Origin of the sequence: Enterobacter cloacae complex sp., from assembly GCF_900322725.1 — a bacterium.
Taxonomy (GTDB): Bacteria; Pseudomonadota; Gammaproteobacteria; order Enterobacterales; family Enterobacteriaceae; genus Enterobacter; species Enterobacter quasihormaechei.
The window spans coordinates 3,083,444-3,108,774 of sequence record NZ_LT991957.1; the positions used below are offsets into that span (position 1 = coordinate 3,083,444).

Genomic DNA, 25,331 nt, shown 5'->3' on the forward strand with positions numbered 1-25,331 from the left:
AATATAAAGACTTTATTCGGGTTATTTGTAACATGGATTTATGACAATCGTGAGAAAGGAAAATAGCTGACGCATTTTTTGCCTTTTGTTATACTGTATATAAATACATGTGTGGTGTAATCAATGCGCAAAATAATCCATGTCGATATGGACTGTTTTTTTGCCGCAGTGGAGATGCGTGACAACCCCGCGCTGCGGGACATCCCTATCGCCATTGGCGGCAGTCGTGTTCAGCGCGGTGTGATCAGCACCGCGAACTATCCTGCACGCAAATTTGGCGTGCGCAGCGCCATGCCGACGGCGATGGCGCTGAAGCTGTGCCCGCACCTCACCCTTTTGCCGGGGCGCTTTGAAGCCTACAAAGAAGCGTCGAGCCATATTCGTGAGATCTTCTCCCGCTACACTTCGCTGATTGAACCCCTGTCGCTGGATGAGGCCTATCTGGACGTCACCGACAGCCTGCACTGCCACGGCTCCGCCACCCTGATGGCGCAGGAGATCCGCCAGACTATCTTTAACGAGCTGAATCTGACGGCATCGGCGGGCGTCGCGCCGGTCAAATTTCTCGCCAAAATCGCCTCCGATTTAAATAAGCCCAACGGCCAGTACGTCATCACCCCGGAAGAGGTGCCGGCGTTTTTGAAAACGCTGCCCCTCAGTAAAATCCCCGGCGTGGGTAAAGTCTCCGCCGCGAAGCTGGAAAGTATGGGGCTACGCACCTGCGAAGACGTCCAGCGAAGCGATCTGGCCCTGCTGCTTAAGCGTTTTGGCAAGTTTGGCCGCGTACTGTGGGAGCGCAGTCAGGGCATTGACGACCGCGATGTAAACAACGAACGGCTGCGTAAATCGGTCGGGGTTGAACGCACGTTAAGCGAAGATATTCATGACTGGTCGGCATGTGAAACCATCATTACGGAACAGCTCTATCCAGAGCTGGAGCGACGGCTGATCAAAGTGAAACCTGATTTACTGATTGCCCGTCAGGGCATCAAGCTGAAATTCAACGACTTTCAGCAGACGACGCAGGAGCACGTCTGGCCGCGCCTGAACAAAGAAGATCTTATCGCAACGGCGAAAAAGGCGTGGGAAGAACGACGAGGCGGGCGAGGGGTGAGGCTGGTGGGACTGCACGTTACGCTGCTGGATCCGCAGCTGGAGCGTCAGCTGGTTTTGGGACTGTAGATTGCACTCATCGTAAGCCCGGCAAGCGTAGCGCCGCCGGGCAACAGACGACAAATTACTTCGCAGGGATCGCCTTCAGCAGTTCAGTCAGCAGCGTCCAGTAATGCCCAACGCTTTCAATGTGAACCTGCTCATCCGGCGAGTGTGGCCCGGTGATGGTTGGCCCAATGGAAACCATGTCCATGTCCGGATACGGTTTTTTGAACAGACCACACTCCAGACCCGCGTGAATAACCTGAATGTTCGGGGTGCTGTTGAACAGGCGCTGATAGGTTTCACGCACCAGTGCCATAACCGGAGAACTTGCATCCGGCTGCCAGCCCGGGTAGCTGCCTTTGGCAGACGTTTTCGCGCCCGCCAGGGTACCCAGAGATTCCAGCATGCTCACCACGTACTCTTTACCGCTGTCGATCAGGGAACGGATCAGGCAGATGATTTCCGCGCTGTCGTCGCCCATGGTCACCACACCCACGTTCAGGGAGGTTTCCACCACGCCTTTCGCCACGTCAGAGTTACGGATCACGCCGTTTGGCGTCGCGTTCAGCAGCTGAACAAACGTGTCACGAGACTGCGCGGTCAGCGCGGCTTTATCCGTCGTAACGGACTCCAGCACCACGGTCAGGTTTTTCTCTTTCTCAGAGAGCTCGTTTTTCAGGATATCCAGATATGCGCTGGCGAGTTTTTTCAGCTCGTCCGCTTTCGCCGCGGGTACCGTCACGGTCGCGAAGGCTTCGCGAGGGATTGCGTTACGCAGGGTACCGCCGTTGAAGTCCACCAGGCGCAGATCCAGCTCAGCCGCGTGGCCCGCCAGGAAACGTGCCAGTAGTTTGTTGGCGTTGCCCAGGCCCAGGTGAATATCGCCGCCGGAGTGGCCGCCTTTCAATCCTTTCAGCGTCAGCTTGAAGGTTTCGAAGCCGGCAGGAACCGCTTCGCGGGACAGGGGCAGGGTAGAGATGAAGTCGATCCCGCCCGCGCAGCCCATGTAGATTTCACCTTCTTCTTCAGAGTCGGTGTTGATAAGAATGTCCGCTTGCAGCCAGTTCGCCTGAAGGCCGAACGCGCCGTCCATGCCCGCTTCTTCGGTCATGGTCAGCAGCACTTCGAGCGGACCGTGCTCGACGCTGTCGTCAGCCAGCACGGCCAGCGCGGAAGCCATACCAATACCGTTATCCGCGCCCAGCGTTGTGCCGCGCGCCTTCACCCACTCGCCGTCGATATACGGCTGGATCGGGTCTTTGGTGAAGTCGTGAACGGTGTCGTTGTTTTTCTGCGGAACCATGTCCAGGTGCGCCTGCAAGACAACCGGCTTGCGGTTTTCCATACCTGCGGTGGCAGGTTTGCGGATAAGAATGTTGCCAACCTGGTCACGCTCGGCGTGCAGACCTTTTTCCTTTGCCCAGCCCATAATATGTTCGGCAAGCTGTTCTTCGTGATAGGAAGGGTGCGGAATGGAGCAGATTTTGGCAAAAATATCCCACAGCGGCTGCGGAGATAATTGAGACAGTTCAGACACGATAGGTCTCCTTGTCGATGCGCTGCAAAACAATGTTGCAGGTCACAGGGTTAGCAGGTTGATTGTTACCACAAGACGGGCTTGCGAGATGCAACTGAGAATACCACTTTCTCCCGTGGCTGGTAGCATAAAGCATGTAAAAACTCAGGCTGTTGGCGCGTAACACTGGTTTTTAGTGCGTCAGATCTCTATAATCTCGCGCAACCTGGTTCACCCTCATTTTTTTTAAGCCGTATATAAACAGGCTGGGACACTTCACATGAGCGAAAAATACGTCGTCACCTGGGACATGTTGCAGATTCACGCACGCAAACTGGCTGCGCGTCTGATGCCTTCCGAACAGTGGAAAGGCATTATTGCCGTCAGCCGTGGCGGTCTGGTACCGGGGGCGCTGCTGGCACGTGAGCTGGGTATTCGTCATGTCGATACCGTCTGTATCTCCAGCTACGATCACGACAACCAGCGCGAGCTGAAAGTGCTGAAACGCGCGGAAGGCGACGGTGAAGGCTTCATCGTTATCGACGATCTGGTGGACACCGGCGGTACCGCGGTAGCCATCCGCGAAATGTATCCAAAAGCGCACTTCGTCACTATCTTCGCGAAGCCAGCGGGCCGCCCACTGGTTGATGATTACGTCATTGATATCCCGCAGGATACCTGGATTGAACAGCCATGGGATATGGGCGTGGTCTTCGTACCGCCTATCTCAGGCCGTTAATTTCAGTACGTAACTTTACACGCCCGGCTATGCCGGGCGTTGTTCTTTTTGGCCTGCCACGCGTTACAATGGTCTACATATGACGTATCCATGGAGGCAACGCAATGACGCAGGCGAATCTCACCGAAACTCTCTTCAAACCTCGTTTCAAGCACCCTGAAACGTCGACGCTGGTGCGTCGGTTTAATCCGGGAACAATGCCTGCTGTCCAGTCAGCGTTAGACGGTAAGAACGTGCCTCACTGGTACCGCATGATTAACCGCCTGATGTGGATATGGCGCGGCATCGATCCGCGTGAAATTCTCGACATGCAGGCGCGTATCGTGATGAGCGAGTCTGAGCGCACCGACAGCGATCTCTACGATACGGTGGTGGGCTACCGTGGTGGGAACTGGATCTATGAATGGTCGAAGCAGGCCATGCTCTGGCAGCAGAAAGCGAGCCAGGAAGAGGACGCGGCGCTCAGCGGCAAGCACTGGCTGCATGCGGCAAACCTGTACAGCATCGCTGCTTACCCACATCTTAAGGGCGACGAGCTGGCGGAGCAGGCGCAGGCGCTGGCCAACCGCGCCTATGAAGAGGCCGCCCAGCGTTTGCCTGGCCGGATGCGTGAAATTGAGTTCACCATTCCCGGCGGCAGCCCGGTAACCGGGTTCCTGCATATGCCGGAAGGCGAAGGCCCGTTCCCGACGGTTCTGATGTGCGGCGGCCTGGATTCGTTGCAAATCGATTATTACAGCCTGTATGAGCGCTACTTCGCACCAAACGGGATCGCCATGCTGACGCTGGATATGCCTTCGATCGGTTTTTCATCCAAGTGGAAGCTCACTCAGGATTCCAGTCTGCTGCACCAGCATGCGTTAAAAGCGCTGGAGAATATTCCGTGGGTTGACCACACCCGGGTGGGCGCGTTTGGTTTCCGCTTCGGCGCTAACGTGGCGGTTCGGCTGGCCTACCTTGAATCTTCCCGCCTGAAGGCCGTCGCCTGCCTTGGCCCGGTGGTGCATGCGCTGTTAAGCGATCCCGAGCGTCAGGGTAACGTTCCTGAGATGTATCTGGACGTGCTGGCGAGCCGGCTTGGCATGCATGATGCTTCAGATGAAGCGTTACGCATTGAACTTAATCGGTACTCATTAAAAACGCAGGGCTTACTGGGCCGCCGGTGCCCAACCCCGATGATGTCCGGCTTCTGGAAGAACGATCCGTTTAGCCCGGAAGAGGAGTCACGCTTAATCACGTCGTCATCTTCGGATGGCAAATTGCTGGAGGTACCCTTCAGCCCGGTGTACCAGAATTTTGACAAAGCGCTGAAAGAGATTACACGCTGGATCACGCAGAGATTGTGTTAATAGTTTGCTAAATTTCGTTGGTTTGGTAAAACAGTGCTTCACAAAAGGAGATCGCAATGACGTTACCGAGTGGACACCCGAAAAGTAGACTGATTAAGAAGTTCATGGCTCTTGGCCCGTATATTCGAGAAGAGCAGTGTGAAGAGAATCGCTTTTTTTTCGACTGCCTGGCTGTTTGCGTCAACGTGAAGCCTGCACCCGAAAAACGTGAGTTCTGGGGCTGGTGGATGGAAATGGAAGCACAGGAAAACCGTTTTACCTATAGCTATCAGTTTGGCCTATTTAATAAAGACGGGTACTGGCAGGCGACGTCCATCAAGGATCAGGAGGTGATTGACCGCCTGGAACACACGCTTAAAGAGTTCCACGGCAGGGCGCGTGATTTGCTGGCCACCCTGGATCTGAAGCTGGAACCTGCGGATGATTTTTCCAGCGAAGCGGTGAAGCTGACCGCCTGATGATGTCACCGCGCCGGGTGGCGGCTACGCCTTGCCCGGCCTACAAGATGTACTTTCCTGTAGGCCCGGTAAGCACAGCGCCACCGGGCACAAAAAAACCGGCTCAGCGCCGGTTTTTTTATTACCACAACATCAGAACTGGTAGGTCAAGCCCAGCGCAACGATATCATCGCTGCTTACGCCCAGTTTATTATCGTCATCGATCTGGTTGATTTTATAATCAACAAACGCAGACATATTTTTGTTGAAATAATACGTCGCACCGACGTCGATGTATTTCACGATATCTTCATCGCCGATACCTTCGATATCTTTGCCCTTAGACTGCACGTAGCCCAGAGATGGACGCAGACCAAAGTCAAACTGATATTGCGCGGCCACTTCGAAGTTTTGCGCTTTATTCGCAAAACCGCCGGAAATAGGGGCCATGTTGCGGGTTTCGGAATAGATAGCAGCCAGGTAAATATCGTTGGCATCGTATTTCAGACCGGTCGCCCAGCCTTCTGCTTTTTTACCTTCGCCGCGCGCCTGAAGGTTTTGCTCGTTGGTGCGATCGGAGCTGGCATATGCACCAATCACAGAGAAATCGCTGCCGCCAAAGTCATAGCTCAGAGAGGTACCGAAGCCGTCTCCGTTTTGCTTCTTCACGTCGCGGTTTTCATTTTTGCCCTGGTATTGCAGGGTCATATTCAGACCATCAACCATGCCAAAGAAGTCGGTATTGCGGTAGGTAGCCAGGCCGGAGGCGCGTTTGGTCATGAAGTTATCGGTCTGTGCCAGGCCGTCACCGCCGAACTCAGGGAACATATCGGTGTAGGCGGCGACGTCATACAGCGCGCCCAGGTTACGACCGTAATCCAGAGAGCCGAAGTCTTTCAGTTTCAGGCCAGCAAATGCCAGACGTGTTTTTTGAGAAGAATCGCTTTCTGCTTTGTTGCCCGCGAATTCTGCTTCCCAACGTCCGTAGCCCGTCAGCTGATCGTTAATCTGCGTTTCACCTTTAAAGCCGAAACGAACGTAAGTCTGGTCACCATCTTTAGCGTCATCATCACTGATGTAGTGCATTGCTTTTACTTTGCCGTACACGTCCAGTTTATTACCGTTTTTATTATAAACTTCTGCTGCGTGAACAGATGCGGAAGCAACTACGCCCATTACCACTAATGCCAGAGTGCTCTTTTTCATTTTCAATCCTGATTTTATACAAACGCGCTAATATTCGCTGAGCAATAAGATTCAACTTATTACCCCGTGAAAAACAGGAAGGGTTTTATCGTCCGTGGGTGAAACTTTTATGACAAAGTAAGAATATGTCTAAAAAAGTATGTTTTAATTTTTCGGTAATAAAATTGTCAAAATCTGCCGCTACGCTTCCTGATCCCGCGCAACAAAGTGACGGGTGATGTGCTAAGGCAGTTGGCAACGGGGCTGACACCTGTTAAAACGTCTGACTGACATCATTTTCCCTTATTGTTGAACGGCAGAGAATCATGAGTGACAGCCAGACGCTGGTGGTAAAACTCGGTACCAGTGTGTTAACGGGCGGATCGCGCCGCCTGAATCGTGCCCATATTGTTGAGCTTGTACGTCAGTGTGCTCAGTTGCATGCCGCAGGGCATCGTATTGTGATTGTGACCTCCGGGGCGATTGCCGCCGGGCGTGAACACCTGGGCTACCCCGAACTCCCCGCGACGATCGCCTCCAAACAGCTGCTGGCCGCCGTGGGACAAAGCCGACTCATCCAGCTCTGGGAACAACTGTTCTCCATCTACGGCATTCACGTGGGGCAGATGCTGCTGACGCGCGCGGATATGGAAGACAGAGAACGTTTCCTTAACGCCCGCGATACGCTGCGCGCGCTGCTGGATAACAATATCGTTCCGGTCATCAACGAAAACGACGCAGTTGCCACCGCTGAAATCAAAGTAGGCGATAACGATAACCTCTCTGCGCTGGCGGCGATATTGGCAGGGGCCGATAAGCTGCTGCTTCTGACCGATCAGCAGGGGCTGTTTACCGCTGACCCGCGTTCTAATCCACAGGCAGAACTGATCAAAGACGTTCACGGCATTGATGACGCACTGCGCGCCATCGCGGGTGACAGCGTTTCTGGGCTGGGCACCGGCGGTATGGGCACCAAGCTCCAGGCCGCGGACGTGGCGTGCCGGGCCGGTATCGACACCATTATTGCCGCAGGCAGCCGCCCTGGCGTCATTGGTGACGTGATGGAAGGCATCTCTGTGGGCACACGCTTCCACGCCCAGGCCTCCCCGCTGGAAAACCGAAAACGCTGGATCTTTGGCGCGCCTCCGGCTGGCGAACTGACAGTGGATGAAGGCGCTACTGCCGCTATTCTGGAAAGAGGAAGCTCATTACTTCCAAAAGGAATTAAAAGCGTGACAGGTAACTTCTCGCGTGGTGAAGTGATCCGAATCCGTAACCTTGAAGGTCGCGACATCGCTCATGGCGTCAGTCGTTATAACAGCGACGCGCTGCGTCGGATTGCGGGTCACCACTCCCAGCAGATCGACGCCATCCTGGGCTATGAATATGGCCCGGTTGCTGTGCATCGCGACGACATGATTATTCGTTAAGGAGCCTGAACATGCTGGAACAAATGGGCGCAGCCGCGAAAGCCGCCTCTTATAAACTGGCGCTCCTTTCCAGCCGCGAGAAAAACCGTGTGCTGGAAAAAATCGCTGATTATCTGGAATCTCAGTCGCAGGAGATCCTGCTCGCTAACGAACAGGATCTGCTGGAAGCGCGTCGCAACGGCCTGAGCGAAGCGATGCTTGACCGTCTGGCGCTAACCCCGGCGCGTCTGAAAGGTATCGCCGACGACGTCCGTCAGGTGTGCAACCTCGCAGATCCGGTAGGGCAGGTGATTGACGGTGGCGTGCTCGACAGCGGGTTACGTCTGGAGCGTCGTCGCGTGCCGCTCGGTGTTATCGGCGTGATTTATGAAGCGCGTCCAAACGTAACGGTGGATGTCGCCACCCTGTGCCTGAAAACCGGTAACGCCGCCATTCTGCGCGGCGGGAAAGAGACCTGGCGCACCAACGCCGCGACGGTCAACGTCATCCAGCAGGCGCTGGAAGAGTGCGGCTTACCGGCGGGTGCCGTGCAGGCAATCGAAAGCCCCGATCGTGCGCTGGTGAATGAGATGCTGCGCATGGACAAATACATCGACATGCTGATCCCACGCGGCGGCGCGGGTCTGCATAAGCTGTGTCGTGAGCAGTCGACGATCCCGGTGATCACCGGCGGTATCGGCGTGTGCCATATTGTGGTGGATGACACCGCAGAGATCGCACCTGCGCTTAAAATCATCGTCAACGCCAAAACCCAGCGTCCAAGCACCTGTAATACGGTGGAAACGCTGCTGGTGCATCAGGGCATCGCCAGTACTTTCCTGCCTGCGCTGAGCAAGCAGATGGCAGATAGTGGCGTCACGCTGCATGCGGACGAGAAGGCTTTCGCCCTGCTGAAGGAAGGCCCGGCGACGGTTGTTCCGGTTAACGCGGAGCAGTACGACGATGAGTATTTGTCGCTGGATCTGAACGTGAAGATGGTTGCGGATCTCGATGACGCCATTGCGCACATTCGTGAACACGGCACCCAGCATTCTGATGCGATCCTGACGCGCACCCTGCGCAATGCCGATCGTTTTGTGAATGAAGTGGATTCGTCTGCGGTTTACGTGAATGCCTCGACGCGCTTCACCGATGGCGGCCAGTTTGGTCTAGGCGCGGAGGTGGCTGTGAGCACTCAGAAGCTGCACGCCCGGGGGCCGATGGGGCTGGAAGCGCTGACCACCTACAAGTGGATCGGTTTCGGTGATGATACCATTCGTGCGTAAATAATCTCGGGTGATGCAAAAATAGCCGTTTGATTCAAAAGGGCATTGACGCATCACCCGGTTAGATCTACTCTTTTGCCCCGTGGTTACGCTCGTAACCGGCCTCTCAGGGCCGATATAGCTCAGTTGGTAGAGCAGCGCATTCGTAATGCGAAGGTCGTAGGTTCGACTCCTATTATCGGCACCATTTCAAACTCTTCTCAAGTCTACCGAAATCAACTTAAAGCCCGTATAATGCGGTTTCTAGCCCGTATCTTATCTCCTGTTATCAACTGGACTCAACCGGAATCAAGTTACAGTTGGGGGCATAAGTGGGGGCATTCTGTGTTCGGTCCAGGGAGATGCCCCCAATGAAGCTAAATGCACGGCAGGTAGACGCCGCTAAACCCAGAGAGAAGGCCTACAAGCTGGCAGATGGTGCTGGCTTGTATCTTGAGGTTGTTCCCTCTGGTTCCAGATATTGGCGGATGAAGTATCGCTTCAATGGAAAAGAGAAGCGTATGGCTTTTGGTGTCTATCCAGCAGTGTCCCTTGCACAAGCGAGGGCACTACGAGATGAAGCCAAGAAAAAACTGGCCGAGGGTATCGATCCATCGTTTGCTAAGAAAGAAGAAAAGTTGGTTCGCGATGTCCAGCTCAATAATACGTTTCAGGCAGTGGCGCTTGAATGGCACGGAACGAAGGTGAGCCGATGGTCAGAAGGGTATGCTTCTGACATTATCGAAGCCTTCAATAAAGATATTTTCCCCTATATCGGCCAGCAGCCGGTGAATGATATCAAACCTTTGGTTCTGCTGAATGTGCTACGTCGAATGGAAAACCGTGGCGCGACAGAGAAGGCCAAGAAGGTTCGCCAGCGCTGCAGCGAAGTTTTTCGTTACGCCATCGTCACCGGTCGTGCGGAATACAATCCTGCAGCGGATCTAACCAGCGCGATGTCAGGGCATGAATCGAAGCATTATCCCTTCCTTACTGTTGAGGAGTTACCAGACTTCTTTAAAGCTCTCGCAGGCTATACAGGAAGCCCGTTAGTTGTTCTTGCAGCACGTCTGCTGATTCTTACGGGAGTACGCACCGGTGAGCTCCGAGGTGCTTTCTGGAGTGAGTTTGATCTTGAAAAAGCGGTGTGGGAAATTCCTGCCGAACGAATGAAAATGAAGCGGCCCCATCTTGTGCCTCTCTCTACCCAAGCGCTGGAAATCGTACAGCAACTCAAAGTTATGTCAGGGCAATATCCGCTGGTGTTCCCAGGGCGTAATGATCCCCGCAAGTCGATGAGCGAAGCGAGTATTAATCAGGTATTCAAACGGATTGGGTATACGGGGAAGGTAACGGGGCATGGTTTCCGTCACACGATGAGTACGATTTTGCACGAGGAAGGGTTCAATACGGCATGGATCGAAACCCAGCTTGCGCATGTTGATAAGAACGCGATTCGAGGGACGTATAACCATGCGTTGTATCTAGAAGGGCGAAGGGAGATGATGCAGTGGTATGCAGATTTCATCGGTCAAGTAGGCAAATTCCAGCTAACCCCTAGCTTATGCAGCTATTAGCTTGATTGCTTGATAGAGTGGTAAGGGGCAAGTAGAGCCTCTTCTCATCGAAGAGGCTGAACCAACGTGAGTTTATTTTTTGCCTTCGAAGTTAATGCTTTACGCAAATTTTTTGTTGTACCGTAGGATGTGAAGATCTGCGGAGGTTAGAGATGAAAATCATGCTATGTTAGTCACTGAGGAGTGAGTCAAAATGTTATAACTTTTTCAAAGAGGCGTTGTATCGTGAAAGTTGTCTTTAATGTTAATGGTAAAAAAGTCCCGCTCGAATCTCTGCAATATATAAGTAAAGCAAATCAACTTGAAGTTATGCGGAATTGGTTTTTTGAAAATTTCGAAGATCCCGCAAACTCTTGTCCGTATGAATCCCGTGAAGGCGGATATGCTTACATTTATGGTGGCCCATACGAAGCAAGTGAAGAGTTGCAAGCGATGTTTGAAGGGTACGTGAAATTTGATTATATCCAAGAACTAGTTAATGATTTACAAGAACAGTGCTACGAGTGGTCAGGTAATTCAAATAATATTAATGATTGGTACGACGAAGACTTGTACGATGCTGTTACATCTTCCGAACAACCCTTTTCTAAGTTCGTTGAAAGCATTGATGGAATAAAAATGCTGGCTAAAGGCGAATTTAAAGATAAGCAAAAAGAACATCTGCTTAGCATCTTATACATTAACGTCATTACAGCTTTGGAAACTCTTTATGTTGAGTTGTTTATTAACTCCATAGATAAAAATGACTCATACCTTAAAGATTTCATAGAAAAAGGTAAGACGGAATTTAAGGTAAGTAAAGAAATATTGGCTTTGCCATTCAAAGGAGAATCTATTGAAAACATGAGGGCGGAATTGATTAAAGCAATCAAAGAACATCTGATTAGTGCAAGTTGGCATAGTACAAACAAAGTTGTAGGTCGTTATAAAGCTACATTTGATATTAATGTACATAAAGAGTGGCCAATAGATGCGATAGAAATAGCTACACAAAAGCGTAATCATTTAGTCCATCGTGGCGGAAAAGATAAAGAAGGTAATTCGGTAGTGATCACCGAACAAGATTTAGAAATGTTGCTGGATCACGCACAAGCTCTTGGAGAAAAATTGTTTGATAGCCTTGGTGTGGCATTACAGAAAAAAGATGAGAGTGAATTTTGAGTCTCGAGGTCGGTTAATACTGCTACCGATAACGAGCAAGCAACTGATACTCGGCAGGCAGTGCCTGCCTGAGGATTACTTTTTACTTCCAAATTGAATGCCGAGAAGTTTATTCTCTGCTTTATCACCACGAAGAGTAAGGACAATTTTTGATTTCAGTTCTAACATTTCGATTTCAGATAAAGTTGTTTCCATAGCATTAAAGTTTTCAGTATTTAAAGATGCTATATATTGCTTTCCGCTTCGTTTTAATGACTGATTGACAAAAGAGAACCATCTTGCGCGAACACCTGGATCTATATCGGCAAAAAGACGATTATCATGCCATAGCATATCCATGGCATGGTTTTCGCCACATGTAAATACTAACCAGTCAAAGCATAATATCCTAGCATCATTGATCCCATCCGAATCATCACCCTCGATTTGGATGCTTAGATCATAACGGATTTTGTTGTCACCAGTATTAACATCTAAAACTATTCCTGCTGGTACCCTCGGGTACATTATTTCTGCGAGTTCAGCAAAAAATTTATCATATTCTGAAAGAGGATTTGTAGAAGCATAGTTCACCGCTAATCTGTCTTGTTCAACTTTTCTTTCTCTTAGATTTTGAGCTTTCTTTTGAAGGTTAATAGAGAAATTTAAATAATCATGCAGCCTTTCTTTTTCTTCTTTAAATTCAGCCAGTTGTCTCGCTATGACTGCGTATTCATCAAATGCTTTCTTGCCTTGCAGGGATTCCAAATATGAATCACGTAATGCCGAAATATCATTAATGTCAATTTTAAGAGATTCAATTTCTAACAAAAGTTTTATTTTATCATTTTCAAGTCTTTTCTTTCTGTTAAAAGATAATGATTTGTGAAAATTTTCAACTGACTCAAAATGGGCCAATGTTTCTGGCTTGAAAATCTCTTGTAAGCCATTGTACAGTTCAAGAAGATCTTCTCTTGAAATATCAGGGTGTGATAATAAAGTTTTTTCTATATTACTAACTTTAAATTCAGCTATATTTTTATTTTTTTCAACTTCTCGTAATTTTATAGTTAAACTGTTTGTTTCATTCTCAATAGCTCTGTATTGCTCGTGAACTTGAAATGTATTAAGTTCATCTTGCAGTCTTGGGATCTCTCTTTCTAGCCATTCATAGCGTACTTTAGGTTGAGAGCCTGCTCTAAACATGTCTTTAAGAATATCATCGTCTTGCCAATTTTTTAGGGATTGACTTACTTTATCCAGTTCTTGCTTATTATTTCTTTTGGATAATATTAAATTATGATCTATGCCGAGAAGAAATGCGGTGCGAAGCAATGCTTCAAAGTCTTGCTCCTTTTTTGTCCTAGTTGGACTGATGCAGTCATCTCTGGTATATCGCGAAAAACGCTTAAATAAAGATCTAAATGATAAATACGGAATGTTATTCTCAAGATTAAATATCCCTATTTTGTCTAATAGATCTTTAAATGCTTTTAGAGATATTGTTTTGTCATTTAATAATAATTTTTTCCCATTTCCCGTTCTAGATATTAAGTATTCAACTCCATTATGAGAAAAAAGTAACGAGAACCACCAATCTGGAACTGCTGAAGTTAATTTTTTATCAGCATTAGCGCCTAAGCAATGTTGAACGAGGCCGAGAATAAGTGTCTTGCCGACTCCGTTACTACTGCCTTCTTTTTCTTTAGAGCTATCACCAATAATCAACGTTAGCCCTGTGTCATTGAAATGCACTGGATGAAAGGTTGGCTGATCGCAAGTTAAGCGAATTAACTTCATTTAACTTTCCTTATTTTGTAATTTGTCATCAATGCTGCATATTGGCATTATTCTGTTTTCGTTATCTAGCATTATTTGTTTGATGCAAAAAAGAATGTCTACGGCAAGCATAAATTGTGTAAAAGAGGGCGTGATTATCGTTGATTTATTTTTTCGCTCTACTTTTGTCCATAGTTCTTCTATGGATACCGGTCCATCAATTAACGAACGGGTGTATCCTGCAATCGCAATTAGGGAGTTACTAAACCTAACATGCTTATGTGGCAGAAGCATTGCTTGGATGTTCATAAGCATCACATGTCTCAAAATATTTAGCTAAAATTAACTCTGCTGCAAATCGATAACTCGCGACCGCACTTGTGGTAACTTGAGGGGGAAGGAGTTTATCTATCATCCAAGTGTATCTTAAATCTGCATAATTGTGGTTATCTTCAGTTATCGCCAATTTGCTTCTTGCATAAGTTTCTTTAACTTCTTGAGCTATAGTTTGTTCAAGACCGCTATCAACAGAATCTAAAAATTCATTTATCAAATATAGTTGATAACTAAAAGATTCCAGCCTGCTCTTTATTGGTTTTGTAATACCATTTATTTTTATTTTATCTTCGAAGTCCGGGGCGGTTTCACTTAAAAAATTTATGGGTGAAGAAGATTTTTGTGCTAAAAAAGTCAACACTTCGCCAACAGCTCGACTATCTGTAAAATCCAAATCAACCTCAGGAATGAAACCTACAATATCTTGCTTTTCACCCTCAGATAATGACATAAATTTTTGAAGGAGCTCCATCCCGCCCATTGCACCTGCGTGATTAAGACTTTTACTGATTGCAAGCGAATTTAATGAAAGTCCAACAGGTGCTGGAATACCCTTAAAATAATCATTCATTACAAAAGTATATTTTGATACTTTCCCCCATTTGGCGACTAATTTATCAAAGTCGCCAATCGATTTATTAACAGCTTCTAGCTCTTTGGTTTGATTTGAAGGTTTAGGCCCATAAACTTGGAAGTAATGAGCTTCATGAGCAATCCACCCATCATTCCCGCCATCTCCCCAGTTTCCCCAAGGGGAAACAGCTTGAAAGCCAGGAGTTGCGTATTGCATAACCTTCGAAAAGAGCGCCTGAAAACTGTCTCCCATACATTCGTGTACTTTTAACCGAAAGAACTGTCTGTAGAGGTAATCTTGCTGTGTCGAACTCATTTTCCTCTCATCCATGATGAACACTCTTAGTGATAATATCCTCTCATTCATTGTTGTAAACCTATGATTAGCAAAATTGGAGATGATTTCACTTTGCACGGCGCTGGAACAGTCGCAGCCTAAGATCTCTCGTCATCTGGCGATGCTTCGGGAAAGTGGCCTATTGCTGGATCGCAAGCAGGGCAAGTGGGTTCACTACCGCTTATCTCCGCATATTTCTTCTTGGGCTGCTCAGGTAATTGAGCAGGCTTGGTTAAGCCAACAGGACGACGTACAGGCCATCGCCCGTAAGCTGGCATCAGCAAACTGCTCGGGTAGCAGTAAGGCTGTTTGTATTTAAAAAATTTGCCTGTACATATGTGTTTATTCAAATGTGAGGTATTAGAATGAAAGCGTTAATGGTATTTGAACTGGCATATGCTGCTATAAAGATAGCGTTCCATCGACCCGTTGAACTCACAGTTCTAATGACTCTTCACATTAAGGCTTTTTAATCACTTCAACATTAACGCTCGTGGTGCCATTCTCACGGCTTATCTGCCCGCTCACCCGCACCAGATCCTGCGCATCGAAGTGCTGCCCGTTCCAGACTTTCTGCGGAATACGAACTTTGATGGTTCCGGTTGGATCGCGGAAGGTGTACCACTCTTCCTGCTGCTGGCTGATGACATTGCCTTCCAGCGTGATCCACGCCCCTTCGTGCATTGACGACACGGCCTGAATGCGGCTTTGACTGTTTTCCTGCTGAACCTTATGACCGGCATACATGCGCTCAGTGGCGACTGGATCTTTCTCTGCGGAGAAACCGCCTTGCGCTGCCAGGGCTGGAATGGCGATGGATGAAGCGAGCAATACGCCGGTGACGTTGACGAACTGGCGACGAATATGACTGAAGTATTGTTTTTGCATAGCAGGTTCCATTTATGATTTCACATCCTCCCAGGGGGGATAACTTAATCATAAATGAGCGTCTATAAAAGCTCAATTGCTATCCCCTGCGGGGGGATAAAAATGTGACAGGCTTCAGAGATAAAAAAACCCACCGGTCGGTGGGTTCAGGCATGTGGCTTTTACAAGAGAAAATCAGCGGGTAACGCCGATCCAGCCATGGTAGCCCATGTAAATGCCGACAAGGGCAATCAGTACGCTTGAGAAGTATGGGGCTCGGCGTGCCAGAGTATCCAGACCGCTCCAGCGTTTGGTTGCCTGGCGAACGCTAAACGCCGCCGCTGCACCCACAGAAACCAGCGTAATCGCCAGGCCGATACTGAAACACAGTACCAGTGCAGCGCCGAGCGTAAATTCCTTCACCTGGATGCACAGCAGCAGAACGGTGATGGCCGCCGGGCAAGGAATGAGTCCACCGGTTAGCCCAAACAGGATAATCTGCCCTGTGGTTACGCTGCGATTGGCAAAACGTTTTTTGATGTCGTTAGCATGGGCTTTTTCGTGAGCGTCCTGGTATTCGCGGGAATTAACATCCAGCCCCTCCAGCGCGGAGTGGTCATGGTCGTGACCGTGCTCATGCTCGCGAAACTCCACATCATAATCGTGTACATGCCCACGATGGCCTAAAGACAGGCGCACATCGAAACTGTGTGGCTCAGGGATTGCCAGGACTGATTCCATAAACCCGTCTTTTTCAACGAAGTCGAAAACCTGAGAATACGTTCCAGTCCCCCGCCTTGTGGCCACAGAGATATTGCTGGCTTCCCATTTCCTGCCGCTGAGTGTGCGTAAACGCCAGTGAGGCGGTTGCCCTTCCTCGAAAATAGAGAGTTCAACGCTGCCGTGGCCGGTATCGATTATGCGGGTTTCGTCATGTTCGTGATGGCCGTGGCCATGTTCCTCTTCCTGCTCCATTTTCCACAGTTTTTCACCGCGCCAGGTGCGCCAGAACATCCATGCCGCCGTGACAAGAATGATGATGGCTGAAATCAGCTGGAACCAGGGTTCAGCGGACTCGGCGGTGAATTTCTGACTGATGTACATCCCGCCCATAGCAATGAGCCAGACCACAGACGTATGAGAAATGGTCGCGGCAAGCCCCAGTAATACGGCTTGTTTCACCGTTCCCCTGATAGCCACAATAAACGCGGCCATCATCGTTTTGGAGTGTCCCGGCTCCAGTCCGTGAAGCGCACCCAGCAGGATCGCACTGGGGATGAACAGCCAGGCATTCGCCACGCCTTGCTGTAAAAGAGCAGAAAAATCAGTCATGTTTCGCTTGCCTTAAAGATATTTAGTTATCTCTTTAAATTCGCTAAGCGTGTTATCAGACTCACTGTGGTCGGCATGAAGGGCGTCCTCCAGGCAGTGATCCAGATGGTCATGAATTAAGGTACGCTTCGCATTCGTTATCGCCTTTTCCACTGCGTGCAGTTGCTGGGCGATATCCAGACAGGCTCTTTCATCTTCGAGCATCTGGATGGTACTTTTCAGGTGCCCTGCGGCACGTTTAAGTCTTTTAATAATGTCAGGGTGTGATGCGTGAACGGTCATGATTTATCCTCTCCAGGTGGAGGGGATAAGATAATGTGTATCAACGCCAGGGTCACACTTTTTATCGGCTTATCCTCTCCTGATTCTTTGTCTTTTTGGGTTAATTACTTATCTTTCTTCGGCCATGACGGATGTTCATCGTCGATGACGAAATCATGCTCATGGGTTGTGTCTGAATCGGTATGACGGTGAATCTGAGCGTAAGCTTCATGCTCAGGACGCCAGATCAGTACGGCGGCAAGCAGCGACAGCACGGCCACAATAGTCAGGGCGACAAACGAAGCCTGTGTTCCCCATGTGGCACCTACCCACCCGGCCAGCGGATAAGTGACCAGCCAGCAGGAATGCGACAGTGCAAACTGGGCAGCAAACAGCGCAGGTCTGTCTTCAGCCGTTGATGAGCGGCGCAGCAGGCGACCACTTGGCGTCTGAGAAAGCGAATAGCCCACACCCAGCAGCGCCCACAGCACAACCAGCGTGACGTAATCCTTCAGGAAAATACCCAGCCCAAGTCCAATCACTAAAAGCGCGGTCCCCACAAGCATCGGCATGCGGTCGCTCATTTTGTCGAGGAGTTTTGGGAGAACCAGCGCCGACACCATGGAACCCACACCGAAGAAGGCCAGAGCAATGGCGGTAGATCGCTGTGAGAAACCAAAATCAGCCTGAACCAGAACAACGGTGTTGACGATAACCATCGCGCTCGCCGCTGCTACGGCCATGTTGAGTGCCAGCAGGCCACGCAGTCTTGGTGTTTTCAGGAAGATACGCATGCCTCGCGTCGTTTTGTCATAGATGCTGCGTTTAACCGTTAACGCTTTCATCTTTGGTAATGTGACGGAAACAACCAAAGCCGCAGAGGCGAGGAACCCGACCGCCGTCCCGGCAAACAGATTGTGGAAGCTCATGACCGTCAGCAGCGCCGCCGCCAGCATTGGGCTGATAACGCTTTCCAGATCGTAGGCCAGACGCGACAAAGACAGCGCCCGCGTATATTCGCGTTCGTCAGGAAGAATATCCGGGATAGTTGCCTGGAAGGTTGGCGTGAACGCCGCCGAGGCAGACTGAAGTACGAAGATCAGAATATAGATTTCCCAGATCTGGGTGACGAACGGCAGCGCAATAGCCACCAGAGCGCGAACCAGATCCAACGTCACCAGCATAGTGCGACGCGGGAATTTGTCGGCAAAGGCTGCCGCCACCGGCGCAACCAGAATATAGGCGCTCATCTTGATCGCCAGCGCGGTACCCAGCACAGCACCGGCCCTGTCTCCGGCGAGATCATAAGCTAACAGACCCAGCGCGACGGTCGCCAGACCGGTGCCGATAAGGGCGATAACCTGTGCCATAAACAGGTGGCGATAGGTACGATTAGATAGAATATTGAGCATCAGGAATTCTCTTGGCTTAAATTTATATCCCCCTGGGGGGGATATTGAAAGCATAGAGCGACCTGAAAAAAATGACAAGCATTATCCTGGTGGGGAGGATAGGAAGTTGACCAATCATCTGATATTTAGAATAAAAAAAGCTTCAGGTATCCCAGCGTTATACCTGAAGCAGCATAAAGAGTGTCGAAGGTGTTATCACCGCTTCCTTGCGAAGCCCCTTCTGACGAGAAAGGTGTTAACTCAGAAGTCCCAGGCAGGTTTTCAGACTCAGCCGCGTGGCTTCAACATCGCTATGGACGATGGTGCACCAGTCATCACGGTTAGCCCGAACGTCGTCCAGCCAGCTATTCAGCGCCTGATTGAAGGCCATGGTTTTCTCGCGCTGAGGCCAGCTCATCTGGTTAGCGCTGTAAATATCCTGACCGGGCTGTGGCATCTGTACGGTTTGCTGCGTCGACATCCGGGAGGTCACCGACCAGGTATCAGAGTTGCCATCCCAGGAAGGCATCACCGGGAAGCCCGCGCCGCGCAGGGCGATATCCCAGGTGGCATCAAACAGGCAGGTTTTCCCGTTTAACTCAAAAGTTACTGTGTCATGAAATCCCTGGGTTTGCGGCAAAATAGCCAGTATTTCCGGAGGAACGGGTAAATCAGCCCAGTCAAACTGCACCAGTTTTCTCTTCGCCGTAATCCCACCGGCAACCAGCAATCGTTCGGCCGCGGCGGCTTTATGACGACAGTCGCCAAAACCCTGCTCAAACAGGCTCATGCTTTGGTTATTCCATGACCCAAGCTGATAGGGCACGCGCCTGACCAGTTCAAAAATGGCTCTCCGCAGTTCCGTTGAGCCCGGCTGAAGCCCGAGCGACTGCAAAATCCAGCCCGGCGTTATCGTCTCCTTAGCAGTGCGGCGAGCAATAATTCTTTGCCATGTATCACTGACTTTTTCGGCCAGAGAGGCTGCCAGGGTTTCCCCCGGCAGTAATGTTGTCATCAGCAACGCTCCTGTGGTGGTGAGAAAATGTCTGCGCGTCAACATATCGGGCGTTACACCTCCACGCTGCGACGAAGTGCCGACATAACCAGTGATTCACAGACCACTTCATCGTCCTGTTCCCGGTTTACGCCGGGGAAAACCATTTGACTCACTGGGGATGAACGAAGCCGGTGATAACGGGCAATCGCGCCATTCATTCCGCCCATTTGCTTACGTCTGACCAGCCGCAGTCCGTGCTCCCACGCGACTTCATCCATCGCGCTCGCCAGAACAGGATCATGGTTGAAGATTAAGACGCCATCCCCTTTCAGCAGACGGGCTGCGCTGCGAAGGAACGTTGTGTAGTCCTGCTCGAAATAGGCTGCGGCCTGGGAATAAATAATATCGACCCCACCGGCCTGAACGCCGCGATTTTCCAGTGCGCAGAGACCGGCTGCCGTCACGTAGGGATGCTCAGTCACCCCCTTTGGCAGCGATTCGTGCCATGGCGTGAGATTGGTGAAATGCAGGAATGCACTCTCCCCAAGCTGCTCCCTGAAACTCTGGGCAAGCCCGGAAATCGTCGCCTGATGGCTGGTCGCTTCTTCAGCACGAAAACCTGCCCAGGCAGCACCAATTTCAAGGAAGGTGACGGTACCGTTTTTGTGGTGAATATTTTTCGCATGGTGGGCAATGTCGAACCCAATTTCTCGCGCCAGACGAAAAGAACCACCGCTGGAGGTCCAGGGACCATCGAAACCAAAAGCAAGAATAGCTTTCAGCATCGAACCCGTTTCTTTGTGCATCATTTTCAGGAACGGAATGACCTTACGCCGCGAAGGAACAGGGACGTTCGGACGCAGTTTTTTGGCCTGGAGATCGCGATTCACGCCCATGCACAGTGTCTGCCAGTGCAGAGGGTTAATGCGATAATTAAGTTCAGTAAAATTACGCGCAATCTCACGACGCGCCTGTATGGAGTCTGTGTACATAGCTTCTCCGCTAAATCTGAAGTTGGTAAACGCCAGGCAGCAAACTGCTACCGGCAACAGCGATCAGATCTTGCGGGTGCTTGGAGGGCGGTAAATTATGTCCGTAGCCTTAACCGGGCTGCGAAGATCGGCGAGCGGCAACCATCTGTCTGCTATAGGAGAGAGGGTGATCTCCACAGAGGGCGGCTGCTGAGGGGTTTCATGGAAATGGTCTGTCTGATGATGGCCTGCGTGACCAGACTGAGGGATATCCGAGTCGTGGGAGTGATCCTGCACTGTCATGGTGACTTCTGCATCATGCAGATTCATCTCGTAACCTGTCAGGCCGTTGGTACCGTGTGACGCAAACGTGCCCATCGACGACATCATCATGCCAACGGCCATGATGACAATCATCAGAATATAACGGGGTGAACGTTTAAACATCAGGTACATCGCTGAGTGCTTCTCTCAATGGACAGTGACAACGGTTTAAAAATATTAGCATCCCCCTGGGGGGGATGTAAGAGGCTGGAGTGTAAAGTCTTGTATTGCCGAAGTGTGTAAAAAGGCCCGCATAATGCGGGCCTGATTAATCAGATTACGCGCTTAATGCTCTGGTATTCGCCATTGGTATCAAGCTGGATAGTAATCGTTTGTGAACCACGATTTCGCCAGAACCAGCCGTGCTTACCGTCAAAGGCGGCCTGCAACACACCATCCCTTGAGGTTATCTGCCGGTCCTTACCATAGCCGTGGTAAAACCCTTTCGGTGCGTTAACCGGATCGCCGTGTGCATCCACGTTGACAGGTCCAGAGCTTGTCCACTGGTAAGTCACCCGGGCATCCTTACGCATTTCCATCTTAACTTCAGCCGCCTCATTCGGTTTCAGAGTAATTAACAGCTGATTGCGCTGAGAACCGGCAGTTGGGGCTTCTGGCGCACGAGTTGTCGCCGGAACGCTCAGCTCCGGATAGTTGTTTTGCGTGATTGTCGGCGGGTTATCCGGCACCGGACGTTCATTCACCGGAGTGGTTGACTGTCCCCACTGGCTCGTACTCGCCTGTTTGTCCGTGGCGGCTTCCTCCGCCAGCTGCGTTTTGATTTCGCCCATCTGTTTAAGGCCCAGCAGACGGCCAACGCCCGTTGGATCGATACCGTATTCTGAAGGCATCACGATGGTTATCAGCAGCGTCAAAGCGACGATAGCCGCCAGAATAGTGGACTGCATCAGCTTCATCGCAGACGGCAGCTCTGCGCGGGTCGGTAAATCGGTGTTATACATTCTCTTTTCTCCCTCAGGCTAAAATGTAGCCACAAATCTGGTAACTCATTAACAGGAAACCGGCGCTCATCATCACTACGTTGGCGGTGTAGGCATGGCGGAAAAAGCTCGCCGTCTGCCGCCAGTAACTCATGATGATAAGGATGGCGCTCAGCGCCAGAAGCTGACCTATCTCGACCCCGACATTGAAGGCAATCAGGTTGACGAAAAGGCCATCGGGGGAAATTTCGAACTCCTTGATTTTGGTCGCCAGGCCAAAGCCATGGAAGAAACCAAAGATAAGCGTAGCCATCTTCGTATTAGGCTGAAAGCCAAACCAGCGCTGGAATGCGCCAAGGTTATCAAGGGCTTTGTAGACCACGGACAGTCCGATAATGGCATCAATGAGATAGGCGCTGACGCTGATATCAAAGAACGTACCAATAAGCAGCGTCGTGGAGTGCCCGATAGCAAACAGGCTGACGTACAGCCCGATATCACGCATTTTGTAGAGAAAGAAAATCACGCCGAACAGAAATAGCAGATGATCGTAGCCGGTGACCATGTGCTTCGCGCCAAGGTAGATAAACGGGATGATGTTAATCCCGGTGATTTCCTGAATGTACCCTTTGTCGCCTTCGGCTACGCCATGTGCGGCCGCACCCTGGCTGTAGAAAAGCAATAACAATAAGAAAAACAGACAAGCCGAACGCGCCTGAGTCGAAAACAGGCCACCGCTCAACCGGCCTTGTAAATTAAGGCAGGTGTTCATACAAAATCCTTACAGTTTGAATAATAACGAATTAACAGCAGTTATTACGCAGACAGGGATCTCGGAGGGCGTTCGGGGGTGGCCTGTGGCATTCGCAGAATTTGTTCTGAACTCAGTGCAAACGTCGCGCGCATACCTGCGTTCCAGGCCTGCAAGGCAGTCAGAGTGAAGAGCTTGTTCAGATCGTGGGAATGATCGGCATTGAGGTGATGCACATTACCGTGCGAGTGGAACAGTAGCGGATCGTGTTCATTCAGCGGCTCATCGCTGTCGTGCTGATGCTCACTGACAGACGTTGTATCCTGAACGTTATACATAGCCTGTGGTTTTGCCATAAGCGAACTGCTCAGCACGGCAACAGCCATGATGATAAGCACGATTCTGGAAATGACTTCACGGCTAAAAAACACAGTCAACGACATCCTGGTGATACAAGGTAACAACGTGCGTAATGTATCTGTTTTGCTGACCGCATTTCAATAGGTCTTTTGGAGCCGGATGTTGTTTTAATAATTACTTGGCATAACTTCCGCTTTTTGGCGTCAAGCAATCGATACAGCTCTTACACATCAGTTGCATAGATCCAGTCAGCACATTGAGGACATATCTTCTCTCCATGCCAACAAACATGGCACCAGCAGCATCGCCATTGCCTTATCTTCGTGTTGGTAGGTCGAATGGGCTTTTCCGAAGTTGGGATGATTTTTAGCGAGGTTTGCTCTGGTGCTGTTTGTAGCTTGTTAAATCGACATGTTTTGAGCCGAGCAACATTGTTGATATGTCCCGGTAGGTGCACAAACGTTTTTGTAGATGTCAGTGGATCAACTTGAACGCCGATCTGCAGTTTGCAGTAAATACAATACATTGAATCAAAATCAACCTGTTGAACAGATTCTGGTGTAACCCATTCGCCCTTTGCGGTGACGGCATGAGTGGCTAAAACGAAGTAATTCATCATGAACTCCGGAGAAAAATAAAAAAGCCAGCATGGTTAGCTGGCTTTGTGTTTGGTTGAGAGATGTGGCTGGCGGTAACACCCTGACCAGCCCCTGTTCGATCAAGACTGGCTACAGCCAAATGACCGTTCCTCATTGCTGTATACTTTCGTACGTTCCTTTGCCAGATAGCTAAGGCGGTACATTAAACCGTTATATGACTCAGAGTAGGCTGGAGGATTATTGATATTCAGGTGATAACAGGGATTATCAGGGAAGTGAATCAGCGTTAAATATTCAGTAGCTAAAGGTAGCTTTAAAGCGCTCAACCATGCAGCCTGAATCATAGAGGCCACGTTATAATCATTCCCCGTATAATCACCGAGACCGAGAAAGGCATCCTTATTGAGGAATAACACCACATGCCAGTGTGGTTTATCACTTTTATCTTTATCAATTTCTTTAACCCAGGCGTAGCGTAAATGGCACGGATAGACTCTCATGCCATTTTTACTTTTGTTCTTCAGGAATATCTGTATACGGGCATCAAGTGCTTCAATAAAACGGGACATGAGTCCTTTATTCATATCGATGATGCAAGAAATGCTATCACCGGTATCTTTATAATTGGGTACATGAAGGTCAACACGAATGGCTGTTGTTCTTGGATGTTCACGCACAGCGTTATGAATGACATTCGACAATCGATGTAAGTAATGAGTGTTGAATGGTGCATGGTTCATATTGAGTGTATAGATATTATTCATTGTTTCTTTTCTCAGAATGAAGAGCATCATTGCTGATGCCATAATGTTTTAAAGGATGGGAGTGATATCACTTCAGATTGTTAGAGTGTAGATGCCATGTTTAACTGATAAACGTATCGGACATATATCACTGATGTGATATTAATGAAGTTTATGTGGTAATTATTGTTGCTTATTTTAGTGTGATACTTGGTGTTGATGTTTATATTACGCATGTATAGCAGGTATGTACTGATGAGTATATATTACCATACCAACACAACTGGTGTATTAAACGACCGCTGAATTCCAGGAGATATTCACATTCTATATTTAGAATTCACTCCGAAGTTAGCTGGTTTTTCATAAGGAAAGGGCTTACTTGTTTTCCTCATTAAAGATTACAATAGAACCAGAACGCGATAATTTAATCCTCTCCTCGATCCACTCTTTTACTTCACTTTCAATCCAGCGGGAGCTGCGACCAAACTTCACCGGCTTTGGAAACTTACCTTCATGCACCAGCTTATAAAACCATTTATCAGATAACCCTGTCAGTTCAGTAATGAACTGCATGCTAACGAATTTATCTTCGTGAATATTAATAGTGCTCATGACATGTTTCCGTAATTTATCAGGAGGACACCGGTCGGCATCCTTTCATGTCATTGGTCGCGTATGTACGATTTTACATTCCCAGTGATCTGGGCAGCATTTGAAAAGCTGCAACCTTTTACTGCAGATGCTCAGAAGTCACCCTGTCGTCACACTTTGATAAACTGGAAGCAGAAATCCATGCTGAAATCACATCCATAAATATGGTAAAAGCCCTGACGTTACGAGACTTACAGGCCAGTCATGTACTACATTTTTTACTACATAAAAAACTACGTTTATAGCTATGAAAATAACTAGTTTTCACTCTTCTTTTTTGACTATTTTTATACCTGACCTTATGATGATTGAAATTTAATCGAAACGTATTACAGGACGT

At 49.4% G+C, this 25,331-nt stretch carries 26 protein-coding genes, 1 tRNA gene and 1 pseudogene; 10 read left to right on the top strand and 18 right to left on the bottom strand.

Annotated features, from left to right (window positions below; genetic code table 11):
• The first annotated feature begins 123 nt into the window (after positions 1-123).
• Positions 124-1,182, top strand: coding sequence for a DNA polymerase IV (dinB, locus tag DBR02_RS15240; RefSeq protein WP_063869155.1), 1,059 nt, complete (start codon positions 124-126; stop codon positions 1,180-1,182).
• Between the two features lie 55 nt (positions 1,183-1,237).
• Here dinB and pepD read toward each other — a convergent pair whose 3' ends face one another.
• Positions 1,238-2,695, bottom strand: a complete 1,458-nt coding sequence (gene pepD, locus DBR02_RS15245) for a cytosol nonspecific dipeptidase (RefSeq protein ID WP_107534767.1) — start codon at positions 2,693-2,695, stop codon at positions 1,238-1,240.
• 259 nt (positions 2,696-2,954) lie between these two features.
• On the opposite strand from pepD, the gene gpt reads away from it, so the two are divergent.
• The 3 genes from gpt (at position 2,955) to crl (ending at position 5,220) form a co-directional block, all read left to right on the top strand.
• On the top strand, positions 2,955-3,413 hold the full coding sequence (gene gpt, locus DBR02_RS15250; protein ID WP_003863205.1) for a xanthine phosphoribosyltransferase: 459 nt from the start codon (positions 2,955-2,957) through the stop codon (positions 3,411-3,413).
• Between the two features lie 104 nt (positions 3,414-3,517).
• Positions 3,518-4,762, top strand: a complete 1,245-nt coding sequence (gene frsA, locus DBR02_RS15255) for an esterase FrsA (protein ID WP_107534768.1) — start codon at positions 3,518-3,520, stop codon at positions 4,760-4,762.
• Between the two features lie 56 nt (positions 4,763-4,818).
• Positions 4,819-5,220, top strand: a complete 402-nt coding sequence (gene crl, locus DBR02_RS15260) for a sigma factor-binding protein Crl (protein ID WP_063451761.1) — start codon at positions 4,819-4,821, stop codon at positions 5,218-5,220.
• A 132-nt stretch (positions 5,221-5,352) separates the two neighbouring features.
• Here the strand turns inward: crl and phoE are convergent, their stop codons facing one another.
• The gene (phoE, locus tag DBR02_RS15265; RefSeq protein WP_063869149.1) at positions 5,353-6,405 is read right to left on the bottom strand and encodes a phosphoporin PhoE; all 1,053 of its coding nucleotides are present in this window, start codon (positions 6,403-6,405) and stop codon (positions 5,353-5,355) included.
• A gap of 305 nt (positions 6,406-6,710) precedes the next feature.
• On the opposite strand from phoE, the gene proB reads away from it, so the two are divergent.
• From proB to DBR02_RS15290, 5 genes are all read left to right on the top strand, one after another.
• Positions 6,711-7,814, top strand: a complete 1,104-nt coding sequence (gene proB, locus DBR02_RS15270; protein ID WP_063451759.1) for a glutamate 5-kinase — start codon at positions 6,711-6,713, stop codon at positions 7,812-7,814.
• Between the two features lie 11 nt (positions 7,815-7,825).
• Positions 7,826-9,079, top strand: coding sequence for a glutamate-5-semialdehyde dehydrogenase (gene proA / locus DBR02_RS15275; RefSeq protein ID WP_107534769.1), 1,254 nt, complete (start codon positions 7,826-7,828; stop codon positions 9,077-9,079).
• A gap of 111 nt (positions 9,080-9,190) precedes the next feature.
• A tRNA-Thr gene (locus DBR02_RS15280) sits at positions 9,191-9,266 on the top strand.
• A gap of 163 nt (positions 9,267-9,429) precedes the next feature.
• A complete protein-coding gene (locus DBR02_RS15285) occupies positions 9,430-10,635 on the top strand; it encodes a tyrosine-type recombinase/integrase (protein WP_023303126.1) in 1,206 nt (401 codons plus the stop codon).
• A gap of 225 nt (positions 10,636-10,860) precedes the next feature.
• Positions 10,861-11,796 (top strand): hypothetical protein, encoded by a 936-nt coding sequence (locus DBR02_RS15290; protein WP_023303127.1) that lies wholly within the window; start codon positions 10,861-10,863, stop codon positions 11,794-11,796.
• A 75-nt stretch (positions 11,797-11,871) separates the two neighbouring features.
• On the opposite strand, the gene DBR02_RS15295 is transcribed toward DBR02_RS15290, so the two are convergent.
• The 3 genes from DBR02_RS15295 to DBR02_RS15305 are packed head-to-tail and all read right to left on the bottom strand — an operon-like array spanning position 11,872 to position 14,680.
• A complete protein-coding gene (locus DBR02_RS15295) occupies positions 11,872-13,575 on the bottom strand; it encodes a DUF2326 domain-containing protein (RefSeq protein ID WP_023303128.1) in 1,704 nt (567 codons plus the stop codon).
• The gene (locus DBR02_RS27165; protein WP_023303129.1) at positions 13,576-13,869 is read right to left on the bottom strand and encodes an ABC-three component system middle component 6; all 294 of its coding nucleotides are present in this window, start codon (positions 13,867-13,869) and stop codon (positions 13,576-13,578) included. It lies immediately after the preceding gene.
• Positions 13,832-14,680, bottom strand: a complete 849-nt coding sequence (locus DBR02_RS15305; RefSeq protein ID WP_157959556.1) for an ABC-three component system protein — start codon at positions 14,678-14,680, stop codon at positions 13,832-13,834. The genes DBR02_RS27165 and DBR02_RS15305 overlap by 38 nt, the downstream gene beginning before the upstream one ends.
• A 184-nt stretch (positions 14,681-14,864) precedes the next feature.
• Between DBR02_RS15305 and arsR the strand changes: the two are divergent.
• Positions 14,865-15,119: pseudogene (gene arsR / locus DBR02_RS15310) on the top strand (As(III)-sensing metalloregulatory transcriptional repressor ArsR); the annotation flags it as partial.
• 140 nt (positions 15,120-15,259) lie between these two features.
• On the opposite strand, the gene DBR02_RS15315 reads toward arsR, so the two are convergent.
• From DBR02_RS15315 to DBR02_RS15375, 13 genes are all read right to left on the bottom strand, one after another.
• Positions 15,260-15,700 (bottom strand): YgiW/YdeI family stress tolerance OB fold protein, encoded by a 441-nt coding sequence (locus DBR02_RS15315; protein WP_135702047.1) that lies wholly within the window; start codon positions 15,698-15,700, stop codon positions 15,260-15,262.
• Positions 15,701-15,862: 162 nt separating this feature from the next.
• Entirely contained in the window at positions 15,863-16,999 is a 1,137-nt protein-coding gene (locus DBR02_RS15320; protein ID WP_023303132.1) for a nickel/cobalt efflux protein RcnA, read from the bottom strand.
• A 12-nt stretch (positions 17,000-17,011) separates the two neighbouring features.
• Positions 17,012-17,281 carry a metal-sensing transcriptional repressor gene (locus tag DBR02_RS15325; protein ID WP_023303133.1) on the bottom strand — a complete coding sequence of 90 codons (270 nt, stop codon included), beginning with the start codon at positions 17,279-17,281 and terminating at the stop codon, positions 17,012-17,014.
• A 104-nt stretch (positions 17,282-17,385) separates the two neighbouring features.
• Positions 17,386-18,672: an MFS transporter gene (nirA, locus tag DBR02_RS15330; protein WP_023303134.1), complete on the bottom strand. Its 1,287-nt coding sequence runs from the start codon at positions 18,670-18,672 to the stop codon at positions 17,386-17,388.
• Between the two features lie 235 nt (positions 18,673-18,907).
• On the bottom strand, positions 18,908-19,666 hold the full coding sequence (locus DBR02_RS15335; RefSeq protein ID WP_023303135.1) for a hypothetical protein: 759 nt from the start codon (positions 19,664-19,666) through the stop codon (positions 18,908-18,910).
• Positions 19,667-19,719: 53 nt separating this feature from the next.
• Complete coding sequence (locus DBR02_RS15340; RefSeq protein ID WP_023303136.1) at positions 19,720-20,640, bottom strand: hypothetical protein; 921 nt, start codon at positions 20,638-20,640, stop codon at positions 19,720-19,722.
• A gap of 63 nt (positions 20,641-20,703) precedes the next feature.
• Positions 20,704-21,075, bottom strand: a complete 372-nt coding sequence (locus DBR02_RS15345; RefSeq protein ID WP_023303137.1) for a hypothetical protein — start codon at positions 21,073-21,075, stop codon at positions 20,704-20,706.
• A gap of 140 nt (positions 21,076-21,215) precedes the next feature.
• Complete coding sequence (locus DBR02_RS15350; RefSeq protein WP_023303138.1) at positions 21,216-21,905, bottom strand: hypothetical protein; 690 nt, start codon at positions 21,903-21,905, stop codon at positions 21,216-21,218.
• A gap of 13 nt (positions 21,906-21,918) precedes the next feature.
• Positions 21,919-22,656, bottom strand: a complete 738-nt coding sequence (locus tag DBR02_RS15355) for a HupE/UreJ family protein (protein WP_023303139.1) — start codon at positions 22,654-22,656, stop codon at positions 21,919-21,921.
• A 44-nt stretch (positions 22,657-22,700) separates the two neighbouring features.
• Positions 22,701-23,078, bottom strand: a complete 378-nt coding sequence (locus DBR02_RS15360; protein ID WP_223259293.1) for a hypothetical protein — start codon at positions 23,076-23,078, stop codon at positions 22,701-22,703.
• Positions 23,079-23,218: 140 nt separating this feature from the next.
• Entirely contained in the window at positions 23,219-23,614 is a 396-nt protein-coding gene (locus DBR02_RS15365; protein WP_080297790.1) for a putative zinc ribbon protein, read from the bottom strand.
• A 99-nt stretch (positions 23,615-23,713) separates the two neighbouring features.
• A complete protein-coding gene (locus tag DBR02_RS15370; protein WP_023303141.1) occupies positions 23,714-24,358 on the bottom strand; it encodes an inovirus Gp2 family protein in 645 nt (214 codons plus the stop codon).
• A 357-nt stretch (positions 24,359-24,715) separates the two neighbouring features.
• A complete protein-coding gene (locus DBR02_RS15375; protein ID WP_023303142.1) occupies positions 24,716-24,952 on the bottom strand; it encodes a helix-turn-helix transcriptional regulator in 237 nt (78 codons plus the stop codon).
• Positions 24,953-25,331: the final 379 nt, after the last annotated feature.